The organism is Actinomadura rudentiformis, assembly GCF_008923185.1.
GTDB classification, from domain to species: Bacteria; Actinomycetota; Actinomycetes; order Streptosporangiales; family Streptosporangiaceae; genus Spirillospora; species Spirillospora rudentiformis.
The window spans coordinates 21,105-44,916 of sequence record NZ_WBMT01000005.1 but is presented as its reverse complement, the minus strand read 5'-3'; the positions used below and the strand labels follow the sequence as shown (position 1 = coordinate 44,916).

Here is a 23,812-nt window from a genome sequence, read left to right as displayed (position 1 = left end):
CGACCGCCACGACGCAACCACCAGGCCGTTCTTCATACGCCGATCTACAGGCGCGGGTCCACGGGCTCGGATTCGAGTGCGAGGACGGCGAAGACCGCCTGGTGGACGCGCCACAGCGGCTCGCCCGCCGTGAGACGGTCGAGCGCCGCCAGGCCGAGCGCGTACTCGCGCATCGCAAGCGAGCGCTTGCGGCCCAGCGACCGGTTGCGGAGCCGGTCGAGGTTCTCCGGCTCGGCGTAGTCCGGTCCGTAGATGATGCGCAGATACTCGCGGCCGCGGCACTTGATGCCGGGCTGCACCTTCCGGTCCTCGGGGAGCGGGCCCAGTGGTTTGACCACCATGCCCTCTCCCCCGGCCTCCGTCTGCTCCGTCCACCATCCGGTGGCGGCGGCCACCGACGCCTCCGAGCCCAGGTCGACCACCATGGAGCCGGTGCCGGTGAGCAGCCCGGACTGGTCGGCCTTGACGAGCCGCGCGGCGATGTCCATGTGCCAGTCGTGCTCGCGGAACGTGGCCCACGTGCGCCGTTCTCCCGCCAGCACCTGGAACGGCGCGAGCTTCAGCCCGGTCAGTCCGTCCACCTGCCAGCAGTACCGGGCGTACGCGTCGCGGAACAGCGTCGCGTTCGCGGCCCTCCGGTCGATGCGCTCCCGAAGGCCGCCGACGTCCAGGCCGCGGGCGGCGGCGCGGGCGAGCGCGCCGGACGCCATCGGCAGCGCGGCGCGGGCCGCCGCGCCCGTCGCCGCGTACTGGGTCCGGATCAGGTCCATGGCCTTGGCCGACCACGGCAGCAGCTCGCAGTCCAACACGAGCCAGCCCGTCTCCAGCTCGTCCCAGAGCCCGGCGCCGGTGATGGCCGTCCGGACACGGTCGAGGACCTCGGCGGTCCGGGCGGGGTCGCGGAAGAACGCACGGCCCGTACGGGTGAAGATCGCACCGGTGGTGCCGTCGGTCACCCCGAAGCGGGCGGCCGCGACCTCGGCGTCGCGCGTCACGACCACGACGGCCCGCGACCCCATGTGCTTCTCCTCGCAGATCACGCGGTCCAGGCCCTGCTCGCGGTACGCGGCGAACGCCTCGGCCGGGTGCTCCAGGTGGCCGGGCAGGGGCGAGGTCGCGGGCGGCGCCATGGTCGGCGGCAGGTAGACCAGCCAGCGCGGGTCCACCGCGAACCGGCTCATCACCTCCAGCGCCGCGAGCGCGTTCTCGTGGCGGACCGAGACCCGTCCCATCAGGGTCGTCTCGACACCCTCGTTCCCCAGCACATCCTCGATCTTCAGAACGTCGGACTCGCGGTGCCCGCCCGCCCTCATCGCCGGGGTGGGCACGAGCGGCCGCGTCGGCTCGTACCAGACCTGCTTGGCGGGCACGGCGGCCAGCTCGCGCTCCGGATAGCGGAGGGCGGTCAGCTTCCCGCCGAACACCACGCCGGTGTCCAGGCAGATCGTGTTGTTGATCCACTCCGGCTCGGGAACGGGCGTGTGCCCGTACACGACCATCGCCTTGCCGCGGTAGTCGTTGGCCCACGGATAACGCACCGGCAGCCCGTACTCGTCGGTCTCCCCGGTCGTGTCGCCGTAGAGGGCGAACGAGCGGACGCGTCCCGAGGCACGCCCGTGGTAGTCCTCCTTCAGCCCCGCGTGCGCGACCACCAGGCGTCCCTCGTCCAGGACGTAGTGGCTGATGAGGCCGTCCATGAACCGCAGGGCCCGGTCGCGGAAGTCGTCCGGCTCGGCGGCCAGCTGGTCGAGCGACTCGGCCAGGCCGTGCGCGACGCGCACCTTCCGGCCGCGCAGGGCCTTGACGAGCTTGTTCTCGTGGTTGCCGGAGACGCACAGCGCCTGGCCCGCCTCGACCATGCCCATGACCAGGCGCAGGACCCCCGGCGTGTCCGGCCCGCGGTCGACCAGGTCGCCGACGAAGACGGCGGTGCGGCCGCCGGGGTGGTTCGCCCCCGCGGCTCGGCCGAGCGCGTCGCGCTCGATCTCGTAGCCGAGCTCGCCGAGCAGCTCCTCCAGCTCGGCGCGGCAGCCGTGGACGTCACCGATGATGTCGAACGGCCCGGTGATCTCGCGCTTGTCCGTCCACGCCTTCTCGTACGTGATCGTCGCGGCGTCGATCTCGTCCACGCCGGACAGCACGTACGACCGCTTGAACTCGCGGCCCAGCGACCGCAGGCCGCGCCGCAGCTCGCGACGCTGCCGCGGGATCACATGGTCGGGCAGGTCGCGCTCGGGGCGAGCGGCGTTGCGTTCGGCGGCGACGTGCTCGGGCACGTCCAGGACGATCGCCACGGACAGCACGTCGTGGTCCTTGGCGATCTGGAGCAGCGACTGGCGAGCCTTCTGCTGCACGTTCGTGGCGTCCACGACGGTCAGCAGACCGCGCCGCAGCCGTTTGCGGACGATGTAGTGCAGCAGGTCGAACGCGTCGCCGGTCGCGCTCTGGTCGTTCTCGTCGTCGGCCACCACGAACCGGCAGTAGTCCGAGGACACCACCTGGCTCGGCTTGAAGTGCTTACGGGCGAAGTGCGACTTGCCGGAGCCGGACACGCCGACGAGAACGACAAGCCCCATCTCAGGCACCCGGATCCGGGTGTCCGTCATCTCGGTCATCGGGTGAACACTCCCAGCTGGGTGGGGGCGCCGACCTCAGGGTCGTCGTCGCCCACGGGCACGTAGCGGACCTGGTAGCCGTGCTCGGCGGCGACGCGCTCGGCCCAGCGGCGAAACTCGGCGCGGGTCCATTCGAAGCGGTGGTCGGGGTGGCGCATGGCCCCCGGTGCCAGACCCTCGTACCGCACGTTGTACTCGGAGTTGGGCGTGGTGACGACCACCACGCGCGGCTTGGCGTCGCCGAAGACCACCCGTTCCACGGCGGGCAGCCGCGGCGGGTCGATGTGCTCGATGACCTCCATCAGCACGGCCGCGTCGTAGCCGCGGAAACGTTCGTCGGAGTACGTCAGGGCGCCCTGGAACACCTCCACCCGCGACGGCCGGTCAGGCGAGGCGTCATCGGGCCGGCCGCGGCGGCGGGCACCCTCGAAGGAGTCGTCGGGCTGCCCGCGGCGGCGGGCGCCCTGGAGAGCACGATCGGACACGTCCACGCCCGCGATCCGCTGGAAGTAGGCGTCCTGCTTGAGCCGCGCGACCAGCTTGCCCGAGCCGCAGCCCAAATCGATGACGCGCGGCGCCTGCTGCGCGTGCAGCGTCTCCAGCACGGCCTGGATGCGCCGTTCGGCGAGCGGCACCGGCGGCGCGGCGGCCGCGGACTCCGCCTCCGGCGCGGTGCCCGGCTCGGCCGCCGTGGGGTCGACCGCGGGCGGCTCCTCCTCGATCGGGTCACGGTCGAGTGCGTCCTCGGGCGCGTCGTCGGCGTCGGCGAGCCGGCCGAGCGCGGTGCGGACGAGCCCGCGCCGGTTGGCCAGGTAGCGGCGGGTGATGTCGGCCCGGTCCGGATGCGCGGCCAGCCAGCCCTCGCCGGCGCGGATCAGCTTGTCGACCTCGTCGGGCGCGATCCAGTAGTGCTTGGCGTCGTCCAGCACCGGCAGCAGCACGTACAGCTGGTTGAGGGCGTCGGAGAGCGTGAGCTCACCCGTCAGCGTCAGCGAGACGTAGCGTGAGTCGCCCCAGGCCTCGAACTCCGGGTCGAGCGGCACGCGGGTCGCGGTGACCTGCCAGCCGAGCGGCGCGAAGTAGCGTTCGGCGCGCTGGGGGCCGCCCCGGCAGGGCAGCGCGGGCAGTGTGATCTCCAAGGGGAGCGCCGTCCCCGCGAGCTCGGGGCGCAGGTCGCAGCGGCCGCGCATCGCGGTGCGGAAGACGTTGGCCATCGCCGACGCCAGCAGCGACGACGCCGCGTAGGGCCGGTCGTTCACGTACTGGCCGAGGGAGAAGTCGGGTGTTCCCTTGCTGCGCGTGCGCACCAGCTTGACCGGGTCGACGTCGAGGAGCAGCGCGACCGTGCAGCGGTCCGCGCCGGCGTCCGGGTAGAAGACGTGCGCGGTGCCGAAGGCCTGGTCGAACGACTGGACCCGGTCGGGGTGCTTGTGCAGCAGGAAGCCCAGGTCCGTCGCAGGGGACAGCGTTGTCGTGATCGTCAGAAGCACGTCTCAAGGATGGCGGACCGGGCCGCCGCCCCCCAACGCATTTCCGCTGGAACGGCCCGGAGCCGTTCGAGAACGTCCTGGCAGACGTCGTAGAGACAGCCTGGAGACCGTCCTAGGGGACTGCGGGGCCGGTGACGAAACGGCCGCGCTGGTCGTACGGCCAGCCGTTGGCCCGGCAACCCTTCAGACCGAAGATCTGCTGCTGCATGACGGGCGCGAGACGGCCCTTCTTGGGGCAGGTCATGTGGTTGTAGCCCAGCCTGTGGCCGACCTCGTGGTTGATGACGAGCGCGTGATAGTGGTCCGGCTGCTGCCTGTAGTACGTGGTGAGCAGAAGCCAGCGCCGGAGATTGACCACGACCTGTTTGCCGCCGCTGCAGTTGACCTGCCCGTTGGTCTCCAGGCCGTACGCTCCGCACAGTTTGTCGACCGTTCCAGGCGAGGCCAGCCGCACCACGAAGTCGTACGTGCCGGAGTCCACGCGCTTGAAACCCCAGCGGCCCCCGGCCGTCCAGCCGCGCGGGTCGGCCAGGATCTTCTCCACGCTCCGCGCGAAGGCCAGGGGCTGCTGGCGGATGCCGCCCTCCACCTCGACCATGTAGCGCAGCACCTTGCCGCGCCCGTACACGCGGCTTGTGCCCGCCGACGGGCGGATGAAGCGTCCGGTGCCGCGGGCCGGGATGAAGAGCGGTCGCCGCGGCGTGACGACGGGCGGGGTGCCCGGGGCCGCGTCGACGTGTGCCTGGGGGCTGTTCTTCGGCCCGGGGTCGTTGCGCGGCACGGCATCGCCGCCCTTGCCGGGCGGGCTGAAGAAGAGGAAACCGAGCGCGCCGATCCCGGCCAGCAGGATCAGCCCGACGACGATCACCACCATGGCGCGGAACAACCGGCGGCTGCGCGACGCGCCGACGAACGCCCGGTCGAGGTCCTGCCCCATCCCGCTGGACCCCTGGTAGGGATCCGGGCGGCGGGGCGGGTCACCGTACGGATCGGGTCCGTACAGATCGGACGCGTTCGTACCGGGCGGGTACGGGCCGCGGCCCTGACCGGCGCCGGGCTGACCGGCACCGGGGTGGCCGGCACCGGGGTGGCCGGCACCGGGGTGGCCGGCGCCGTGGGGGTCGTGCTCGTACGAACCCTGCTCGTACGAGTCGAACGCCGCCGGCGGGGGCGCGGGGTGCCGCCGTGGGGGGTCGGGCCGGCGCCGGCGCCGGCCCTGGCGGGAACGTGGGGGCTGCATATCGCTGGAAAGCATGCCAGAAAGACGCGCCCATTTGATCATTTCGCAACATGCGCCCGCCGCCGGATGCCGTAAATCTTCTGTTAAGGGCGAGTCACCACGTTCAGTGGCCTGGTGATCGTGACGGGCGCGTCGAAGTTGTCGAAGTCCATGAACTGCCTCCCGCCCTTCTCCGCGATGCGCATCGGGTAGGGCTTACCGGTGGTGGCGACGAAGAGCACCGAGCGGTCGGCCATGTCCATCAGCCGGATCACCCGCTGCCCGCGGAGCATCGCCGGCGGCAGCTTGACCACCCGGCCGCTCGGCCTGAGGGACTTCGCGAACCCGGCCATGCTGAGGTTGCCGCCGCCCGGGTTCTGCCTGCCGGGCACGACCATCCACTTGGAGCCCATCCGCCGGGCCGCGGCCTGCCCGCCGGCGGCCAGCCAGAGCTGGCGGCCGCGAAGGTAGGCCTTGCCGTTGACGAGGATGACCTCGACGGTCACGTTCTTGCGCAGGATCGGTCCGCGGACCTTGCCCTTGGCGGCGCCCTGCTTGGTGAACGTCATGTCGAAGGCGATCCTGTCACGCCCGTCCTTCATGGTGCCCTTGGCGTGCAGAGAGGTGGCACCGCGCAGAGCCGTGGCGACCTGGGTGAGGATGACCTTCGGCGGCTTGTTCGCCAGTCCGTTGTCCTGGACCGGAGCGGTCCCCGGCGACGTGGGCGCGGGCGACGTCTGCGAGGTCGTGACCCCGCCGGACTTGGACTTTCTCTTCTTCTTCCCCGGCTTGCAGGCGCCGGCCCCGAGCGACGACACGGCGAGGACGACGGCGAGGCCCAGGTACTGAACGCGGCGTAGGGATGAGTATTCAGGCATTTCTCTTGATCTTCTTTCGGGGGAGCAAAGACACCACTCCTACACCACCGGCCCCACCCGTGCAGCAATATCCGGCATATCGGACTGGTGGCGATATCGCGTTGTCACGTGCCGCGCCCGGACGGGAGACTCTGCGTGAGATGAGCAGACACCCCAGGCGGCAGACCGCCCAAGAGACCGTGAGCATCCTCGACCGCGGCGACTACGTGGCGCCCTCCGGCGGCACGGTCACCATCGCCCGCGCCGTGGAAGCGACCGTTCGCGGCACCGTCCTGCACCGGCCGGACGAGCTGGACGCCCTGCTGGCGGGGCTCCCGGAGTCACCGGGCCTGGAGACCCGTGTCGAGGTCACCGGCGAGACGACGCTGGCGGCCGCGCGGCGGCTCTGCGCACCGGGCTCGGTGCCGCTGGCGCTCAACTTCGCCTCCGCGAAGAACCCGGGCGGCGGGTTCCTGAACGGTGCGCACGCCCAGGAGGAGGGCCTGGCCCGATCGTCGGCGCTGTACGCGTCGCTGCGTGCGGCCCGCGAGTTCTATGACTTCCACCGCGCGCAGCGCGACCTGCTCTACAGCGACCACATGATCTACTCCCCCGCCGTCCCGGTGTTCCGTGACGACGCGGGCCGGTTGCTGGACGAGCCGTACGACGTGGCCTTCCTGACTTCGCCGGCACCCAATCGCGGAGCGATCCGCGACGAACGCCAGGCCGCCCGCATCCCCGAGGTCCTGCGCCTGCGAGCGCGCAAGGTGCTCGCGGTGGCCGTCCAGCACGGGCACCGGCGGCTGGTCCTGGGCGCGTGGGGCTGTGGGGTCTTCCGCAACGACCCCGCCGAGGTCGCCGAGGCCTTCGCCGAGCCGCTGCGCGCCGGCACCGGCGAGTTCGCCGGGCGGTTCGAGCACGTCGTCTTCGCCGTCTGGGACACCGCCGCGGGCGCCCCGCGCCACGCCGCGTTCGACCGCGTCTTCGGCTAGGCCTCCCTGGAGCCCTCCACTAAGCCTCCTTGGAGCCCTCCACGTACGACTCCAGCCCGCGGATCATCAGCTCCAGTCCGAACTCGAACCGCTCGCCGCCGTCGCCGGACATGAGCTCGGGCGCGTGCCGCACGGTCACCGGGAAACGGTCGGCGGGCAGGCTGGTGAAGTACTCGCGGACCTGGCCGAGGAATCTCGCGATGTACTCCGCGGGCTCCAGACCGCTGGCCCGCTGCTTGGTCACATGGATCGAGCCCTCGTAGGCGTCGGAGTTGATGTAGAGGTAGAAGCGGTCGACCGCCCAGGCCGCGATCCGCGGCGGGACCCCGCCCGCCAGCATGATGGTCATCACCCGCTCGTTGATGCGCAGCGCGTTGGGACCGGTCGGGATCATGCCGAGCGGCACCCGGGCGATGTCGGCGTGCGCGCTCAGCACCCGGTGGATCTCGTGGGCGACCTCCTTGATCTGCTCGCGCCAGCGCTCGGGGTCCGGCTCGGGCAGGCGCATCTCACCTGACACCCGGTCGAGCAGGAGCTCCAGGAGCTCCTCCTTGTTCGACACGTGCGCGTAGAGCGAGGCGGGCCCGGTGTCGAGCTCCTGGGCGACCCGGCGCATGCTCACCGCGTCGAGCCCCTCCGCGTCGAGGATCCGGAGGGCGGTGTCGACGATCAGATCCTGGCTGAGCGGCTGCTTGGCCTTCGCCGGTGTGCTGCGGCGACGCTTGCGCCACGGTGGCGCGGGGATCTCCGCGTCCTGGCCCTGATCGACCGTTGCCATGCGTACCGGCCTCCGGCTTCTCCTCGACTGCGTCCTCGTCACGAACATCGTACTTGACACGAACACCGTTCCTTCATAGAACAGTGTTCGTAAGGACGAACGACGTTCTACCTTGGAGTGCACCGATGGCCACCACCCTCGACGCGGGCCCCGAAGCGGGGCCCGCACACGCGCCCTACCGCTGGCGCTGGGTCGCCCTCTTCGTGATCCTGGCCGGCGAGATCCTCGATCTGGTGGACGCGCTGATCACCACGATCGCCGCCCCGACGATCCGCGCCGACATCGGCGGGTCGGCGGGCATGATCCAGTGGCTCGCCGCCGGTTACACGCTGGCCATGGCGGTCGGCCTCATCACCGGCGGCCGGCTCGGCGACCTGTACGGGCGCAAGCGCATGTTCCTGATCGGCGCCGCGGGCTTCACGGCCGGGTCGCTGCTGTGCGGCCTGGCGGTGTCACCCGAGATGCTGGTCGGCTCCCGGGTGTTGCAGGGCCTGTTCGGCGCCGTGATGTTGCCGCAGGGCCTCGGCATGATCAAGGAGATGTTCCCGCCGAAGGAGATGGGCGCGGCGTTCGGCGCGTTCGGACCGGTCATGGGCCTGTCGTCGGTGGGCGGCCCGGTGCTGGCCGGCTGGCTGATCGACGCCGACCTCTTCGGCACCGGCTGGCGCATGATCTTCCTGATCAACCTGCCGGTGGGCATCGCCGCGCTGCTGGCCGGGCTGAAGTTCCTGCCCGAGTCGAAGGCCCGGCACGCCAGCCGGCTCGACCTGGTCGGCGCAGCGCTGGCCGCGACCGGCGCCGGGTTGCTCGTCTACCCGCTCGTGCAGGGCCGTGAGCTCGGCTGGCCCGCCTGGACGTTCGCCATGATGGCCGGCTCGGCCGCGGTGTTCGCCGTCTTCATCTGGTACGAGCTTCGCAAGCAGCGCGCCGGGGGCGACCCCCTGGTGATGCCGAGCCTGTTCCGCAAGCGCGGCTTCAGCGGCGGCCTGGCCGTCGGGATCGTGTTCTTCTCCGGCATGACCGGCTTCGCCCTGGTGTTCGGGCTCTACACACAGCTGGGCCTGGGCTACTCGCCGTTCAAGGCGGGCATGGCGCAGATCCCGTGGTCCGCAGGCATGATCGTCGGGTTCGGTCTCGCCCAGGCGGTGGCCCGCTTCGGCCGGAAGGTCATCCACGGCGGCACGGTCATCATGACCGGCGGCGTCCTCGGCATCGCCGCGACCCTGCACGCCGCCGGGGTGGGCGTCACTCCATGGCAGCTCGCCCCCGCGCTCGTCGTCACCGGGATCGGCATGGGCCTGCTGATGGCCCCGTTCTTCGACACCGTCCTCGCCGGCGTCGAGCCGCACGAGACCGGCGCCGCCGGAGGCACGCTGACCTCCGTCCAGCAGCTCGGCAGCGCCCTCGGCGCCGCGGTGCTCGGCACGCTCTTCTTCAACCTGCTCGGCGACCACCTCGCGGCGTCCGGCGCGACGTTCGAGCACGCCATGAACGTGACGCTCTGGGTCGTGGCCGGCATGCTCGCGCTGAGCTTCGCCGTCACGTTCCTGCTGCCGAAGCACCCCCGCCCCGACCAGGAGCCCACGCACTAGGGCCCGTACGAGCCCCGCACCCGGAAGGTCCCGGGTGCGGGACTCGCCGTTCAGAGGCGGTTGAGGACCTCGAAGGCCAGCAACTCCAGGTGGTTGAGATCGTGCAGGTCGAGCACCTGGAGATAGAGGCACTCGGCACCGAGCTCACCGAACTTGCCGATCTTGTCGACCAGCTCGGCGGGCGTGCCGGCCAGTCCGTTCTCGCGCAGCTCCGTCAGGTCGCGGCCGATGGCGTCGGCGCGGCGCTTGAGCTCCGCCTCGTCGCGGCCGCAGCAGACCACCTGCGCGGCGGAGTAGACCATGGGCTTGGTGCGGCCGGCCTCCTCGCAGGCCTTCCGGACCCGCTCGAACGCCAGCTCCGTGTCACCGAGCTTGTGGAACGGCAGGTTGTACTCGTCGGCGTACCGGGCGGCCAGCCGCGGCGTGCGCTTGGCACCGAAGCCTCCGATGACCACCGGCGGGCCGCCGTCCTGCGCGGGCTTGGGCAGCGCGGGCGAATCGGCCACCCGGTAGTACTTGCCCTCGAAGTCGTACGTCGCCTCACGCGGCGTCCGCCAGAGCCCGGTGATGATCTCCAGTTGCTCCTCAAGCCGCTCGAACCGCTCGTTCAGGCTCGGGAACGGGATGCCGTACGCGGTGTGCTCCTCCTCGAACCATCCGGTGCCGACCCCGAAGTCGACGCGGCCGGCGCTCATCCGGTCGACCTGCGCGACCGCGATGGCCAGCGGGCCCGGCAGCCGGAACGTGGCCGCCGTCATCAGCGTGCCGAGCCGGATGCGGCTGGTCTCGCGGGCCAGCGCGGCCAGCGTGATCCAGGCGTCCGTCGGCCCGGGGTCGCCGGACACGTCGCCCATCTTGAGGTAGTGGTCGGACCTGAAGAAGGCGTCGAACCCCAGGTCCTCCGTGGCCTTGGCCACCGACAGCAATGTCTCGTAGCTAGCCCCCTGCTGGGGCTCAGTGAAGATCCGAAGACGCATGGGCCCCATCCTCGTACGCGCGCCCGCACGGCGTGACGACGGGGCCCGATCAAACGCCCTTCCGCGCGGAAGCAGTGACACTGATCTCGGTCAAGTGCCCCGCTCGGTCGGCTCGTCCCGGCATTCGGCGGCGAGGCGGGCGGCGTTGTGGACGACCCGGGTCTGGATGTCGAGCTGACGCATGATGCGGCGCTGCTGCTCGCGGATCTCCCGGGACACGCGCACGGCTCCGAGGCCGAACGCGACGACGGCGAGGGTCAGGGCCGCGTCGATGGCGATCGCGAGGGACCCGGTACGACCGGCGTACGCGACGACGGCGGCCGCCACGAACCCGAGCAAGAGACAGGCCGCGCGTCGTGGTGCGCGCATCTGCGGCCCCTCCTTCGCGAGCACTCTTGACCTGGATGAGCACAACCAGTGTGCCCGCTAGTCAGTGGGCGCAACAACCAGTCAGAGTCGGAAATCTTTCAGACTTCGAGAACGGTTCAGCGTCCGTCGGGCTCGCCATAGAGGGCGCGCAGGAAGGCCAGCGCCATCCGCCGCTTGTCCCCCGAGTCGGCCTGCAGGTCGGCGAAGTAGGCGTTGAGCTCCTCCAACTCTCGCAGCACCACCGTCATGTCGGCTTCCTGCCGCGCCGGCTCCAAGCCCTCACCGATGCGCACGAGATCTCCGGACCGCCACTCGAGCGCGCTTTCGATGGCGCTGCGCGTCCGGGCCTGCGGCCACCGCTCCCCCGCCTCCAGGTTGTAGATCGTCTTGACCGTGACCCCGGCACGCTCGGCCAGCTGCTCCTGGGTCAGGCCGAGCGATCCACGACGCGCCACCACGTACTTGGCGATCCGCTCCCTGTCCAGCTCTCCAGCCATGCGACCAGCATGACGGAAACATTAAGGAACATCCAGTAACGAGAGGTCGAATATTACCTTCCTTGAATTTTCCAAATCTTACCGGTTGTGCCTTGAAGGATTACTGATAGGTACCTATTGTGGAGGAGGCACCCCGAAAGGAAAGTGGTCCCCGTGACCGAGGACGGAGCGTTCACCGTCGAGCTCGCCATCGCAGAACTCCGCCGCGGCATCGACGTCCGGCTGGCCAACCAGGAGGGCCAGATCGCGCTGCTGTACCAGCGGAACGAGCTTCACGAACGCCGGGCCGACGACCATGCCAGGCTCATCGAGGAGCTGGAGGCCCGGCTCAGCGCCGCCGAACGCGAGCAGGTGACCCGCGCACACCTCGACAACCGATTCCGGCACACCCTCGCACTCCTCTCCCTCATCGCGACCATGGCCTCCGTCGCGGTGGGCATCCTCATCGCGTTCCTGGGCCGCTGAAACCCGGCCCTGTCCCGACAAGGCGGGCGGCGTTTTACGATCTTGATCTGCGGTTTCTTGATCGACGGGGCGTTCTGAACGACCTTTAATGTTTGAGCCTTGCCTGGCGGGGGCGGTGGGTCTTCACTGGGGCGATGGCCTCAAAGAATCGTGCGAGCCTCACGCACAAGGTCCGGTATGCGGCACGGAATCCCCGGAGGGTCCCGCCGTACGCACGTCGCCTCGCGCGGGACGCGTGGCTGAGGATGAAGACGCGTGACCACGTGGGTTATTACCGCGCCGTCATGCGTTCGGACGCCTCCCGCACGCCGTTCGGCGCGGTCGGGACGCCGTCGGAGAAGCGCTGGCTGGCACTGGGCGAGCTGCAGTTCGACTACCTGGTCAAGCACGGGCTCAAGCCGGGCGACCGGATGCTGGAGATCGGGTGCGGCAACCTGCGTGCGGGGCGGCTGTTCATCGACCACCTGGATGCCGGGAACTACTACGGGATCGACATCTCCCCTGACATCCTCTTCGCAGCCGAGGACACGCTCGTCCGTTATGACCTCCAGGACAAGCTGCCGCATCTGACGCCCGTGCGCGATCTGCAGCTGGAGTTCCTGCCCGCGGCGCATTTCAACGTCGTGCACGCGCACAGCGTCTTCTCCCATTCGCCGCTGGACGTCATCGACGAGTGCTTCGCCAACATCGGACGGGTGCTGGCGCCGGGCGGGTTCTTCGACTTCACGTTCAACCGCACCGAGGGCAAGGAGCACCAGGTGCTGCGTGAGGACTTCTACTACCGGACGGAGACGCTGGTCACCCTGGCCGCCAAGCACAAGCTCGACGCCACGTTCATGGAGGACTGGGAGGCCAACGACCACAAGCAGTCGAAGATCCGCGTCACCGCCTGACCCTCAGCCCAGGACGTTCTCCAGGTGGTAGTCCAGGAGCCGTCCGGCCTCGTCCCGGGCCCGGTGGCCGATCGCGATGTCGACACCGAGGCTGACGGCCAGGCTCCAGCAGATGTCGGCGTCGAGCCGGGCGTCGCCCCGGGCGGGCGTGCCGCGCTCGGCGCGGGCATCGTTGATGAGACCGGCGGTGAACGAGAGAAGCTCATCGTCGCCTGGCGCCAGGACGCCTGCCATGGCCGGATCGGAGACGGCCTTCCCGAGCACGGCGACGGACAGCCGGAGAAGGCGCAGGCTCTCCTCGTCGCGCGCGAGCATCGCATGCAGGCAGGAGCGCAGCATGGTCTCAGCACTCGCCGTCCCGCCCGCCCGAACGGCCGCCTCCTGGATGGACGACTCGATCTTGGCGTTGAGGGCATGGACAGCGCGGGCGACGGCGTCGCCGACCAGTTTCTCCATGCTGCCGTAATAGTGCTGCACCTGGCCCATCGAGACCCCGGCCTCTGCGGCGACCTTCCGGAGGGTCACGCCCTCCAGTCCGTCCCGGACCGTCAGGGCCCAGACCGCCTCGGCGAGACGCCGGCGGCGCGCCTCATGATCGACGACCTTCGGCATGCACCCTCCCGGCCATGCAATGCGTCCGCATTGCATCAGGGATCCCATCCTATTACAATGCAAACGCATTGCTAAACGACGAAGGGGCTCCCATGAAGTTCGACGTGCTGCGGATCATCGGCATGGTGCTGCTCGTAGTCGGTGCGCAGGGCACGATCCGGCAGCTGGTCGACCACGACAACGCGGGGCTGCTCGGCTGGCTCCCCGGTGGCTTCGCGGCGAGCCTGACCGTCCACGTGGCCGCGACCGTCGCCGGCGTCCTGCTGGCCGGCTGGTCTCACGACCGCGCCAAGGCCCGCAAGTAGCACTCAGGTGTACGCGGCCAGGAATCCGTCGACCAGGCGCGTGACCTGGTCGGCGGTGAGAGGCCGGTCGGAGGCCAGCTGGCGGAAGAGCACCGGCCCACCGAGTTGCGCCACGGCGAGATCCTCGTCCAGGTCGGAGGGAAGCTCCCCGCGAGCCCTCGCAGCATCGAGGATCGCCCTGATGACGCTCGACCCCTGCAGGAAGAGCGCGTCTCGCAGCCGCGCGAACTCCGGGTCCACCGCGGCCCGTTCGAAGATCGCGCGCAACCCCCTGTCGGTCATCGGGTCGCTGAACATTTCCCGGATCCCGTCGAGCTCGCGGATCAGATCGTCGCGGAGCACGCCCGTGGGAGGCCGATGGAACGTGGAGATCTCCAACGTGATGGCGTCCCGGAGCAGCGCCGACGAGTCGGGCCAGTGGCGGTAGAGCGTCGTACGGCCGACACCGCTGCGGCCGGCGACCGCGACATGGGTCACCGCCGCCCAGCCCTGCTCGGCCAGCAGCTCGCGCGCGGCGGCCAGGGCGGCGGCGCGGCTGCGCTCCGCACGGGGATCGGTCACCCGCACGAGTGTACATCTGTGGAACAACTTGCCCCGAAAGTCATCTGTGGGGCATCCTGTGCCGAAAGTATGGAACAAGTTGCCCCACAGAGGACGGATCATGCCCAACCCGCTGGAACGCGTCTTCGGCAAGCACAAATCCATGGGCACGGTGGTGCACACCGGACTGGTCACGCCGACCATGAAGCGGATCGTCATCGCCTCCGACGCCCTCCGCGCGATGACATTCACGCCAGGACAACACTTCAGGATCGAGATCAATGACCCGCTGTCGCTGTACGGGATCGTCCGCCCTGGCGAAACCCTGCGCACCTACTCGATCTGGGACCACTCCGAGGGCACGTTCGAGATCCGCGCCCATCTCTACGAGGGCGACGGCATCGGCCTGCGCTGGGTCCGGGAGGCCACTGCGGGCGATCCGGTGACGTTCTGGGGTCCACTGGGCGACTTCACTATCCGCGAGGACGCCCCGTACCACTTGTTCGCCGGCGAGGAGACCGCAGCAGCCGCGTTCGGCCCGATCTTGGGCTTGCTGAGCCCGGACGCGCGGGTCTATGGAGTGCTGGAGAGCGAGTCGGCCGAAGACGAGGTGCCCGTGCCCGGCCCGCACGAGCTGCGCCGCGTCCACCGGCGCGGCGCCCCGGCGGTGTCATCGCAGACGTTGCTGACCGCCGTGGCCGGGCTCGATCTGCCCGCCGAGCCCGGCGCGGCCTACCTCGCGGGTGAGGCCCGGACCTGCCAGGCGATCCGCGACCACCTGGTACGCGACCGCGGGTGGGAGCGCAGGCAGATCCGGGTCAAGCCGTTCTGGACACCCGGCAAGCGCGGCCTTCACCACTGACCGGCCGCACCCCGAGAGGCCGCACCTCGGCTAGCCGCGGACGAGCGTCGCCAGGCACTCCACGTGCTGGGTCATGGGGAAGGCGTCGAAGGCGCGGAGGGTCTCCAGGGTCCAGCCGCGTTCGCTGAAGTAGGCCAGGTCGCGGGCCAGCGTGGCGGGGTCGCAGGAGACGTAGGCGATCTTTCGGCCGGCGAGCTTGGCGATGCGGTCCACGACCTCCTTGCCCGCGCCCGAACGGGGCGGGTCGAGGACGACGATGTCCGCGCCGCGCACTCGCGCCCCGCCCTGGTGGCCGGTGCCGCCGCGCTTGCTCTGCGTACGGTCGGAGCCGTCGGCGCGGCCGAACTCCAGGTCGCCCAGGATCTCCTCGACCGGACCGCGCTCGATGGCGACGTTGGGCAGGTCACGGAGGTTGAACTTGGCGTCGCGAACGGCTTGGGCGTCGGACTCGACGCCGACGACGAGGCCGTCCCGGCCCACCCGTTCAGCCAGGCCCGCGGCGAAGAGGCCGACGCCGCAGTAGAGGTCGAGCGCGATCTCGCCCGGCTTGGGCTCCAGTGCCTCCAGCACCGCGTCGTACAGCAGCCTGGCGGCCCCCGGGTGCACCTGCCAGAAGCCGCTGCCGCTGACCTGGAACATCCGGCCCGAGACCTCTTCGCGGACGTACGGGAGGGACTTGCCGGGCTCGGGCTTGCCCCGGACCAGGCGGACGGGCACCTCCAGGCGGGGCACGCGGGCACGCTTGCGGCCGCGTTCACGGAGAACGACGAGGCGGTCGCCGGTGGAGGCCGAGACGATGCCCTCGACCGAGGACGCGCCGGGCCAGCGGTGCCGCTCGATGCCCATCAGCTCCACGCCCGGGTGGGCGATGAGGCACTCGTCGACCGGCTCGATGTCGTGGGAACGGTGCTTGCGGAGGCCGACGGCCCCCTCGGACACCGTGAACTGCACGCGGGTGCGCCAGCCCAGGCCCGGACCGCGGACGAACGCCTCGTCCTCGACCGGCTGCGGCACCTCCTCGACCAGGACGGTACGGGTGATCCCGGCGACGCGTTCGAGCTGCTCGGCGACCACGGCGGCCTTCAGCCGGCGCTGGGCGGGCAGGGAGGCGTGCTGCCAGTCGCAGCCGCCGCAACGGCCGGGGCCGGCGAACGGGCAGGGCGGCTCCACCCGGTCCTGCGACGGCTCGATGATCTCGATCGCGTCGGCGCGCAGGAAGTTCTTGGTGCGGTCGGTGACCCGTGCCCGGACCCGCTCGCCCGGCAGGGCGTGCCGCACGAACACCACCCGGCCCTCGTGGCGGGCCACGCAGAAGCCGCCATTGGCGACGTTGCCGACCTCGAGCTCGAGGAACTCGGCGGGGTGTCGGTCTTCAGATCCGGGATCAGTCACGTTCCGAAACGATACCGCCACCAGCGCGTGCTTCCTCATCCTCGAGGGTCAGGCGCGGAGGGCGGCGGGACGCGCCGGGGCCGGGCGGCTCCATGCGGCCCTTGAGGCGGTCGGAGGACTGCAGCTGCCAGGCCACGCTGGTGACCATCACGCCGGGCTGGAAGAGCAGCCTGCCCTTGAGCCGCAGGGCGCTCTGGTTGTGCAGCAGGTGCTCCCACCAGTGGCCCACCACGTACTCGGGGATGAAGACGGTCACCACGTCGCGCGGGCTCTTGCGGCGCACGCCCTTGACGTAGTCGAGGACCGGCCGGGTGATCTCCCGGTACGGGGAGTCGAGGATCTTGAGCGGCACCGGGACGTCGAGGGCGTCCCACTCGTGCTGGAGCCGCTGCGACTCCTCGGCGTCCACGGCGACCGTGACCGCCTCCAGGGTGGACGGCCGGGTGGCCCGCGCGTACGCCAGCGCCCGCAGCGTCGGCTTGTGGATCTTGGAGACGAGGACGATGCCGTGGTTGCGGGCGGGCAGCGCCACGTCCTCGCCGGACGGCACCAGTTCCTCGGCGACCCGGTCGTAGTGCCGCCGGATGCCCTTCATCAGCAGGAACAGGATCGGCATCGCGATGCAGACGATGTACGCGCCGTGCGTGAACTTGGTGATCAGCACGACGATCAGGACCGTGCCGGTCATGAACAGGCCGAACGCGTTGATCGCCCGGGCCCGGTGCATCTCGCGCCGCCGGACCACGTCCATCTCGGTCTTGAGCAGACGGTTCCAGTGGCGGACCATGCCGGTCTGGCTGACGGTGAACGAGACGAACACGCCCACGATGTAGAGCTGGATCAGCTTGGAGACGTCCGCCCCGTACGCGTAGATCAGCGCCCCTGCCGCCGTGGCCAGGATGATGATGCCGTTGCTGAACGCCAGCCGGTCGCCGCGCGTGTGGAGCTGGCGGGGCAGGTAGCGGTTCTGGGCCAGCACCGAGCCGAGCACCGGGAAGCCGTTGTACGCGGTGTTGGCGGCCAGCACCAGGATCAGGGCGGTCATGAGCGTCACGAAGCCGAACATCGGCGTGAAGTTGCTGAACACCGTGTGCGCGACCTGCGCCACCACCGGGTCCTGCTCCGAGACGTCCTGGCCGGTGTTCGGGTCGATCAACCTGCTGCCGTGCCCGGGATCGCCGAACTTGGCGTCGGTGATGTAGGCCATGGCGGTGACACCGCCGAACATCGTCATGGCGATGACACCGAGCATGAGCAGCGTGGTCGCCGCGTTCTGCCCCTTGGGCTTCTTGAACGCGGGCACGCCGTTACTGATCGCCTCGACGCCCGTCAGCGCCGCGCACCCGGAGGCGAACGCGCGCATCAGCAGGAAGGCCAGCGCGATGCCGCCGACTCCCATCTCCTCGCCGCGCACCTCCAGGCCGGCGGTCTCGGCCTTCAGTTCCGTGCCGAAGGCCATGCGGGTGAAGCCCCAGATCAGCATGCTGAAGATGCCGAACATGAAGAGATAGGTCGGGATCGCGAAGGCGGTGCCCGCCTCCTTCAGACCGCGCAGGTTGAGGACGGTCAGGATGGTCACCATCGCGATGGCGGACGCGACCTTGTGCTCGTCCACGAAGCCCACGAAGGCGCCCAGGTTGTCGGCCGCCGACGAGATCGACACGGCCACGGTGAGGACGTAGTCGACCAGCAGGGCGCTGGCGACGACCACGCCCCAGTTGCCGCCCAGGTTCACGGTGGCGACCTCGAAGTCGCCGCCGCCGCTCTTGTAGGCGCGGACGTTCTGCCGGTACGAGGCGACGACGGTCAGCAGGATCACCACGACGGCGGCCGCGACCCACGGCGTGTACTGGTAGGCGGCCAGCCCGGCGATGCCGAGCGTGATCAAGATCTCTTGCGGTGCGTACGCGACCGACGACAGTGCGTCGCTGGCGAAGACCGGGAGGGCGATCCGCTTGGGGAGGAGCTGCTCGTGCTGCTGGGCGCTGCGAAGCGCACGGCCGAGCAGAAGCCGTTTAACGAGGTCGGAAGCCTTCGACACGAACGAGACTCTAGTCCTTCACGCCGACGGCTCATCCGCACACCCACCCGTCTCGCGGGGCGTGCTGGAAACCTCCCAGGGCCTGGACTCGTTGCCGCTTGGGTAGTACTTGCCTGGGCGGATGTGTAGTTTTGCAGCCCGGCAGGGATCTGTGGCAGACATCCTCGGGCTTGGTCGAGAGAAGGATTGGCCGTGCATATCGTGATCATGGGCTGTGGGCGCGTCGGCTCGACGCTCGCCCACATCCTTGAGGACAAGGGCCATTCGGTGGCCATCATCGACCAGAGCCCCGAGGCCTTCCGCCGGCTCCGCGGCGGGTTCAAGGGCCGCCGGATCACCGGGTTCGGGTTCGACCGGGACGTCATCGCCGAGGCCGGCATCGAGCAGGCGTCCGCCTTCGTGGCCGTGAGCAGCGGCGACAACTCCAACATCATCTCCGCCCGCGTCGCCCGCGAGACGTTCGGCGTCGACAACGTGGTCGCCCGCATCTACGACCCCCGCCGCGCCGAGGTCTACCAGCGCCTGGGCATCCCCACGGTGGCCACCGTCCGCTGGACGGCCGACCAGATCCTGCGGCGGCTGCTCCCCGAGGGCGCCGAGCCGCTGTGGCGCGACCCCACCGGCGAGATCGTGCTCGCCGAGCTGGAGACCAGCTCGATCTGGGTGGGCGAGAAGGTCGCCCGCCTGGAAGAGGCCGCCGGCACGCGGGTGGCGTTCCTGTCGCGCATGGGCGAGGCCCTCGTCCCGCACGCCGACTCGGTCATCCAGGACGGCGACGTCGTGCACATCATGGCCCGCGCCGACGACGTGGAACGCATCCACAACGCCGTGGCCACCAAGATCGAGGAGAACCACTGATGCGGGTCGCGATCGCCGGGGCCGGTGCCGTCGGGCGTTCCATCGCGCAGGAACTGCTGGAGAACGGCCACGAGGTGCTCCTCATCGACAAGAGCCCCAAGGCCATCAAGGTCGAGATGGTCCCCCGCGCGGAATGGCTGCTCGCCGACGCCTGCGAGATCGCCTCGCTGGACGACGCCGCCCTGGAGCGGTGCCAGGTCGTCGTCGCCTCCTCTGGCGACGACAAGGTCAACCTGGTCGTCTCCCTGCTGGCCAAGACCGAGTACGGCGTGCCGCGCGTGGTGGCCCGCATCAACCACCCCAAGAACGAGTGGCTCTTCAACGAGTCGTGGGGCGTCGACGTGGCCGTGTCGACCCCGCGTCTCCTGTCCGCCCTCGTCGAGGAGGCCGTCAGCGTCGGTGACCTGGTGCGGCTGATGACGTTCCGGCAGGGCGAGGCCAACCTGGTCGAGCTCACCCTCCCCGAGGACGCGCCCCTGGGCGGCGAACGGGTGGCATCGATCGACTGGCCCCGCGACACCGCCCTCGTGGCCATCCTGCGCGAGGGCCGCGTCCTGGTCCCCACCGGCGACGACACCCTGGAGCCCGGCGACGAGCTCATGTTCGTGGCCAGCCAGGACGTGGAGGACGAGCTGGCCGAGCTCCTCAGCGCCCGCTAGCGGTATTCGGCCAGGCGCGGGCGAACGCCCGCGTAGATCAGGCCGACCATCAGCGCCGTCGCGGCGGGTGGGACAAGGGACCGGCCGTCAAGCGCCCGTTCCCCGTCCGCGACGGACCGGTCGAGATGCCGCTGGTTGATCAGCAGGAGCTCCTCCAGCGACTCGATGTACCGGTCGAAGTCGTCCCCCGGGTCGCCCGCCGCCCGGCTCGCGTTGAGCCTGACCGCCTCCTCCGGGCGGGTGGCCGGCGGCCGCGCCATCGCCCAATGCCCGCTCCTGAACTCGCGCAAGGCCGACAGGGCCGCCTCGGCCCGCTCGCGTTCACCGGGAAAGGTGACGTTGCGCCAGGCGGCGCCGAGGAGCCCGTCGAGCTGCCGGTATTTGGCCAGGAACGCCCTCTCGTACTCCTCCCGGCGTGCCGGGTCGAGGAGACCCCGGCTCTCGTCGGCGTTGGCGTCATGGCTGACCCCGTGGGACCTGGAGAGGACGAGCACGGAGCCGAACGCGTCCTTCTCGGCGGTCCGCAGGCTCCCGGCCGCCGTCGTGAACATGCCCACGGTCACGGTGAGGGAGACCAGTGCGGCTGCCGTCGCCCCGGCGAGCCCCGGGTTGAAGCGCCGGCGCAGCCGCCGGGAGAGCTGGATCTGGAGGAAGACCAGCACCCCGCACAGCGTCACCCCCACCGTCACGGCGGCCCCGGTCATCCACCGCGCCGTGTCCTGGCCGTCCTTGTGGGCGCGGCCGACGCGGGCGGCGTTGATCTCGGTGAGCCGCTCGGCGGAGGCGAGGATCGAGTGCCTCATCAGATCAGCGGCCTCCCGGTAGCGGGCCAGCGCCGTGCCGGGTGCCTCGCCAGCGGGATGCGGCCGTTGCCCATCGAGGACCATGGCCTCGGCGACGAGGGCCTGGTAACGGCCGAAGTCGTGGAGCAACCGGCGCATGAGCATGGAGGCACCCGGCGAGTCCCCCGCCACCGCGACCGCCTGGTACAGCTTGTCGGCCGTTTGAACGCGCCGCCGCTCGTAGGTCTCCAGTGCGGCCCGGCGCTGCTCGCTCATGGCGGTCTCGCCACCGGCCAGCAGGACTTCGGCGGCATGGGCGTCCAGGTCGGCGAGCACGGAGTACAGCTCGGAAGCGGCGGTCAGCTGCCGTCCCGACCTGTGACCGGTCTCCCTGAAGCCGTGGCGGAGTTCGGCCGTTCCGGCCATGGCGACGAGACCCGACACGACCGCCAGGAGCATGGCCACGAGGGCCAGGCCCCGGATCCGCGCGGGCGTGCTCCAGCCGCGTGGCCGCCGCGCGGCGGGTGTCCGCGCCGTCGCCTGCGCCGGCAGGCCGACGGCGTCCGGGTCGGCGGGCGTGATGACGGGTTCCTGGCCTGTACGGCCGGCGGACGTCATGTCAGCGACCTCGGCCGTACGGCGTTGGCGCAGTCGATCAACATGCGCCGTTCGGCCGGACCGTCCGCCGTCGCGGCCAGCCCCCGGTAGGTGTGCTCCAGCGCGAGCCGCAGGTCACGCTCGTCCAGCACGGCGCCGAGGGCCTCTTCGCCCGCCGCGACCAGGGCGGCGAGGGAGCGGCGGAGGGTTCCGCGCCGGGGGTCGAGCGCCACCGGGCGACCGGCCAGCACCTGCCCCAGCGCCGCCTCCAGGACCAGCGCCGCCAGCCGGTTACGGCGTTCGGCCGACAGGTCGAGGAGGTCGAGACGCCCGGCCGCGGCCAGTAGTTCGACCAGCGGGAGGTCATCAGGGTCGCGACCGCGTAGTGCGGCGAGAACGGCACCGACCTGCGCGTCGACATGGCAGCTGAAGGTGCGGGGCACCGAGGCCAGCACGTCGACGGCACCCGCCCGGTCCCCTTGGGCGACCTTGACGCGCGCCAACCCGAACACTGCCCCAGCATGGGCGCGTTCGGTCCGCCAGACCCGCAGGTGATAACGCTTCGCTGTCTCCAGGTCGCCCTTCAGCTCCGCACAGTAGGCCAACGCCAGCTTGGGCGCCGTCTCACCCGGGAACCATCCGTACACGCGGTCGAACTCGCGGGAGGCGGCCTCGGGGTCGTCGTCGGCCAGCGCGGCAAGCCCGAGATACCAGGCCGTACGCCAGCCCGCGGGATGGCTGGCCAGCGTCGACCGGGCCGTGGCGAGCTCACCCAGTTCGATGTGTGCGCGTGCCCGGCGCAGCCCGACCTCCACCGAGTCGATCGGCAGGCCGTCCAGTTCACGGATGACCTCGGCAGGGCCGATGTCATCCAGCCCTGCGAGGTGGTCGGCAGCCTGATCCCCGGGATCGACGCGCGGCCAGGGCAGCGTGACGGCCATCTCGTCCGGCGCAGGGCGGAGACCGCCGCGCGTGCCCGCGGTGCGGGTCTCCTCCTCGAACAGCGACGACCGGGCCGGTCGCGGCCGGCCGTCTTCGGCGGCCAGCACCTCGCGCAGCACCCCGGCGGCCTGCTCGGCCATCTCGGCCGCGGAGGCGAACCGCTCGCGCCGGTCTCCGTGGGTCGCCCTGCGCAGAAGGCGGTCGAACGACTCGTACCGCGCCAGCACCGGCACCTTGTCCCGGCCCGGCAGGGAGTACCTGTACCGGCCGGTGTATCCGTGGAACTCGAAGCTCAGTACCGCCATGGTCCGGGCGACCGTGTAGAGGTCCGATCCGATGGAGGGCCCGGACTCGGCGATCTCGGGCGCCTGGAACCCGGTCGTCCCGAAGATCGGGCTGTGCTGGTCGTCGATGTGCCGGACGCCGCCGAGGTCGATGAGGCGGAGCCGGTCCGCGGTCTGCAGCGCGTTGTCGGGCTTGAAGTCGCAGTAGAGCAGGCCCTGGTCGTGGAGGTGGCCGAGCGCCCGGAGGACGTCGAGGCCGTGGGCGAGCACCTGGGCCGGTGGCAGCGACTCTCCGGTGGTCGCGCGGCGCTCCAGCACAAGGTCCTTCAGCGAGCGGCCGTCCACGTACTCCATGACGATGTAGCCGGCGCCGAAGTGCTCCACGAAGTTGTAGATCTCGACGATATTGGGGTGCTGCACGGCGGCCAGGAAACCGCGTTCGGCGACGGCGGCGTGCATCGCGTCGGCGTCGCCGGAGTCCAGCAGCCCCTTGAGCACGACCCAGCGGTCGCTGACACTCCTGTCGACGGCCAGGTAGATCCAGCCGAGGCCCCCGTGCGCGAGGCACCCCAGCACCTCGTACTGCGCGGCGACCACGTCACCGGGCTGCAGCTTGGGCGTGAAGGAGTACGCCTTCCCGCACTGGGGGCAGAATCCCTCGGTCCGGCTCGGCCGGCCGGCCGAGCTCCGGCCCACCGGCAGGTCGCAGCGGCTGCAGTGCCGCTTGCCCTCCGGGACCTCCGGGCCGGCCATCACCACGGCCGCCGGATCCCGGGAGGAGACGTACGGCGGCCCATGAGCCAGGCCGGAGCCGCTCGCGGCCCTCCCCGACCCCCGCCACCCCGGCCGCCATGGGGAGGAGACCCTGGACCCCACCGACACCCTGGCGGCCACCGGAACCGAAGCCGCCGCGGCGCCACAGACATCGCAGTAACCCTCGTCGATCGTGCCCAGGCAGGCTGGACCCGCGCATCGCTCCAATGTGTTCACGTCTCAACACCGCTCTCTTCAGGGCAGCACGAAAAGCCCTCGGAAAATGCGTGGAATAAATGAACCGCACGGTGATTCAACCGATGTGCGGACGCACATCAGCCGATGAAATGCAGCCGATGGAATACAATGCAGGCGTGCGGCCGGAACGGCCGTCACGCCTGGCGATCAGGAGGGTCCCCTCGACGCGGTGCAGCGGAGGGA

22 protein-coding genes are annotated in these 23,812 nt (G+C 70.5%); 8 read left to right on the top strand and 14 right to left on the bottom strand.

Annotated features, from left to right (window positions below; genetic code table 11):
* Window positions 1-44: 44 nt before the first annotated feature.
* The 4 genes from F8566_RS11675 to F8566_RS11660 form a co-directional block, all read right to left on the bottom strand.
* On the bottom strand, window positions 45-2,615 hold the full coding sequence (locus F8566_RS11675) for a polynucleotide kinase-phosphatase (RefSeq protein ID WP_404800293.1): 2,571 nt from the start codon (window positions 2,613-2,615) through the stop codon (window positions 45-47).
* Window positions 2,612-4,105 carry a 3' terminal RNA ribose 2'-O-methyltransferase Hen1 gene (locus F8566_RS11670; protein ID WP_151560213.1) on the bottom strand — a complete coding sequence of 498 codons (1,494 nt, stop codon included), beginning with the start codon at window positions 4,103-4,105 and terminating at the stop codon, window positions 2,612-2,614. Before F8566_RS11670 ends, F8566_RS11675 begins: the two co-directional genes overlap by 4 nt.
* Window positions 4,106-4,217: 112 nt before the next feature.
* Entirely contained in the window at window positions 4,218-5,360 is a 1,143-nt protein-coding gene (locus F8566_RS11665) for a DUF3152 domain-containing protein (RefSeq protein WP_225993074.1), read from the bottom strand.
* A gap of 68 nt (window positions 5,361-5,428) precedes the next feature.
* The gene (locus F8566_RS11660) at window positions 5,429-6,202 is read right to left on the bottom strand and encodes a hypothetical protein (protein WP_151560212.1); all 774 of its coding nucleotides are present in this window, start codon (window positions 6,200-6,202) and stop codon (window positions 5,429-5,431) included.
* Window positions 6,203-6,342: 140 nt separating this feature from the next.
* Here F8566_RS11660 and F8566_RS11655 point away from each other — a divergent pair, with 140 nt between their 5' ends.
* Complete coding sequence (locus F8566_RS11655) at window positions 6,343-7,173, top strand: TIGR02452 family protein (protein WP_151560211.1); 831 nt, start codon at window positions 6,343-6,345, stop codon at window positions 7,171-7,173.
* A gap of 19 nt (window positions 7,174-7,192) precedes the next feature.
* Here F8566_RS11655 and F8566_RS11650 read toward each other — a convergent pair whose 3' ends face one another.
* Window positions 7,193-7,951, bottom strand: coding sequence for a TetR/AcrR family transcriptional regulator (locus F8566_RS11650; RefSeq protein ID WP_151560210.1), 759 nt, complete (start codon window positions 7,949-7,951; stop codon window positions 7,193-7,195).
* A 125-nt stretch (window positions 7,952-8,076) separates the two neighbouring features.
* Between F8566_RS11650 and F8566_RS11645 the strand changes: the two genes are divergently transcribed.
* The gene (locus tag F8566_RS11645) at window positions 8,077-9,543 is read left to right on the top strand and encodes an MFS transporter (RefSeq protein WP_151560209.1); all 1,467 of its coding nucleotides are present in this window, start codon (window positions 8,077-8,079) and stop codon (window positions 9,541-9,543) included.
* A gap of 50 nt (window positions 9,544-9,593) precedes the next feature.
* Here the strand turns inward: F8566_RS11645 and F8566_RS11640 are convergent, their stop codons facing one another.
* The 3 genes from F8566_RS11640 to F8566_RS11630 all read right to left on the bottom strand — a co-directional run bounded on the left by F8566_RS11640 (window position 9,594) and on the right by F8566_RS11630 (window position 11,386).
* On the bottom strand, window positions 9,594-10,520 hold the full coding sequence (locus F8566_RS11640) for an LLM class F420-dependent oxidoreductase (protein WP_151560208.1): 927 nt from the start codon (window positions 10,518-10,520) through the stop codon (window positions 9,594-9,596).
* A 90-nt stretch (window positions 10,521-10,610) separates the two neighbouring features.
* Entirely contained in the window at window positions 10,611-10,889 is a 279-nt protein-coding gene (locus tag F8566_RS11635) for a hypothetical protein (protein ID WP_151560207.1), read from the bottom strand.
* A 116-nt stretch (window positions 10,890-11,005) separates the two neighbouring features.
* Window positions 11,006-11,386 (bottom strand): helix-turn-helix domain-containing protein, encoded by a 381-nt coding sequence (locus tag F8566_RS11630; RefSeq protein WP_151560206.1) that lies wholly within the window; start codon window positions 11,384-11,386, stop codon window positions 11,006-11,008.
* A gap of 153 nt (window positions 11,387-11,539) precedes the next feature.
* On the opposite strand from F8566_RS11630, the gene F8566_RS11625 reads away from it, so the two are divergent.
* Complete coding sequence (locus F8566_RS11625) at window positions 11,540-11,851, top strand: hypothetical protein (protein ID WP_151560205.1); 312 nt, start codon at window positions 11,540-11,542, stop codon at window positions 11,849-11,851.
* A 134-nt stretch (window positions 11,852-11,985) separates the two neighbouring features.
* Window positions 11,986-12,744 carry a class I SAM-dependent methyltransferase gene (locus F8566_RS11620; protein ID WP_151560204.1) on the top strand — a complete coding sequence of 253 codons (759 nt, stop codon included), beginning with the start codon at window positions 11,986-11,988 and terminating at the stop codon, window positions 12,742-12,744.
* Between the two features lie 3 nt (window positions 12,745-12,747).
* Here F8566_RS11620 and F8566_RS11615 read toward each other — a convergent pair whose 3' ends face one another.
* The gene (locus F8566_RS11615) at window positions 12,748-13,356 is read right to left on the bottom strand and encodes a TetR/AcrR family transcriptional regulator (RefSeq protein ID WP_151560203.1); all 609 of its coding nucleotides are present in this window, start codon (window positions 13,354-13,356) and stop codon (window positions 12,748-12,750) included.
* 92 nt (window positions 13,357-13,448) lie between these two features.
* Between F8566_RS11615 and F8566_RS11610 the strand changes: the two genes are divergently transcribed.
* On the top strand, window positions 13,449-13,661 hold the full coding sequence (locus F8566_RS11610) for a hypothetical protein (protein WP_151560202.1): 213 nt from the start codon (window positions 13,449-13,451) through the stop codon (window positions 13,659-13,661).
* A 3-nt stretch (window positions 13,662-13,664) separates the two neighbouring features.
* Here F8566_RS11610 and F8566_RS11605 read toward each other — a convergent pair whose 3' ends face one another.
* Window positions 13,665-14,222, bottom strand: coding sequence for a TetR-like C-terminal domain-containing protein (locus F8566_RS11605; RefSeq protein ID WP_225993073.1), 558 nt, complete (start codon window positions 14,220-14,222; stop codon window positions 13,665-13,667).
* Window positions 14,223-14,322: 100 nt separating this feature from the next.
* On the opposite strand from F8566_RS11605, the gene F8566_RS11600 reads away from it, so the two are divergent.
* On the top strand, window positions 14,323-15,063 hold the full coding sequence (locus F8566_RS11600) for a siderophore-interacting protein (RefSeq protein ID WP_151560200.1): 741 nt from the start codon (window positions 14,323-14,325) through the stop codon (window positions 15,061-15,063).
* Window positions 15,064-15,093: 30 nt separating this feature from the next.
* Here the strand turns inward: F8566_RS11600 and F8566_RS11595 are convergent, their stop codons facing one another.
* Window positions 15,094-16,455, bottom strand: a complete 1,362-nt coding sequence (locus F8566_RS11595) for a class I SAM-dependent RNA methyltransferase (RefSeq protein ID WP_225993072.1) — start codon at window positions 16,453-16,455, stop codon at window positions 15,094-15,096.
* Window positions 16,448-18,496: an APC family permease gene (locus F8566_RS11590; RefSeq protein WP_151560198.1), complete on the bottom strand. Its 2,049-nt coding sequence runs from the start codon at window positions 18,494-18,496 to the stop codon at window positions 16,448-16,450. Before F8566_RS11590 ends, F8566_RS11595 begins: the two co-directional genes overlap by 8 nt.
* Window positions 18,497-18,688: 192 nt before the next feature.
* On the opposite strand from F8566_RS11590, the gene F8566_RS11585 reads away from it, so the two are divergent.
* Window positions 18,689-19,354, top strand: a complete 666-nt coding sequence (locus tag F8566_RS11585; protein ID WP_151560197.1) for a potassium channel family protein — start codon at window positions 18,689-18,691, stop codon at window positions 19,352-19,354.
* A complete protein-coding gene (locus F8566_RS11580) occupies window positions 19,354-20,013 on the top strand; it encodes a potassium channel family protein (protein WP_151560196.1) in 660 nt (219 codons plus the stop codon). Before F8566_RS11585 ends, F8566_RS11580 begins: the two co-directional genes overlap by 1 nt.
* On the opposite strand, the gene F8566_RS11575 is transcribed toward F8566_RS11580, so the two are convergent.
* On the bottom strand, window positions 20,010-21,413 hold the full coding sequence (locus tag F8566_RS11575) for a hypothetical protein (RefSeq protein WP_151560195.1): 1,404 nt from the start codon (window positions 21,411-21,413) through the stop codon (window positions 20,010-20,012). The genes F8566_RS11580 and F8566_RS11575 overlap by 4 nt on opposite strands.
* Window positions 21,410-23,608, bottom strand: a complete 2,199-nt coding sequence (locus F8566_RS11570) for a serine/threonine-protein kinase (protein ID WP_225993071.1) — start codon at window positions 23,606-23,608, stop codon at window positions 21,410-21,412. The genes F8566_RS11575 and F8566_RS11570 overlap by 4 nt, the downstream gene beginning before the upstream one ends.
* Window positions 23,609-23,812: the final 204 nt, after the last annotated feature.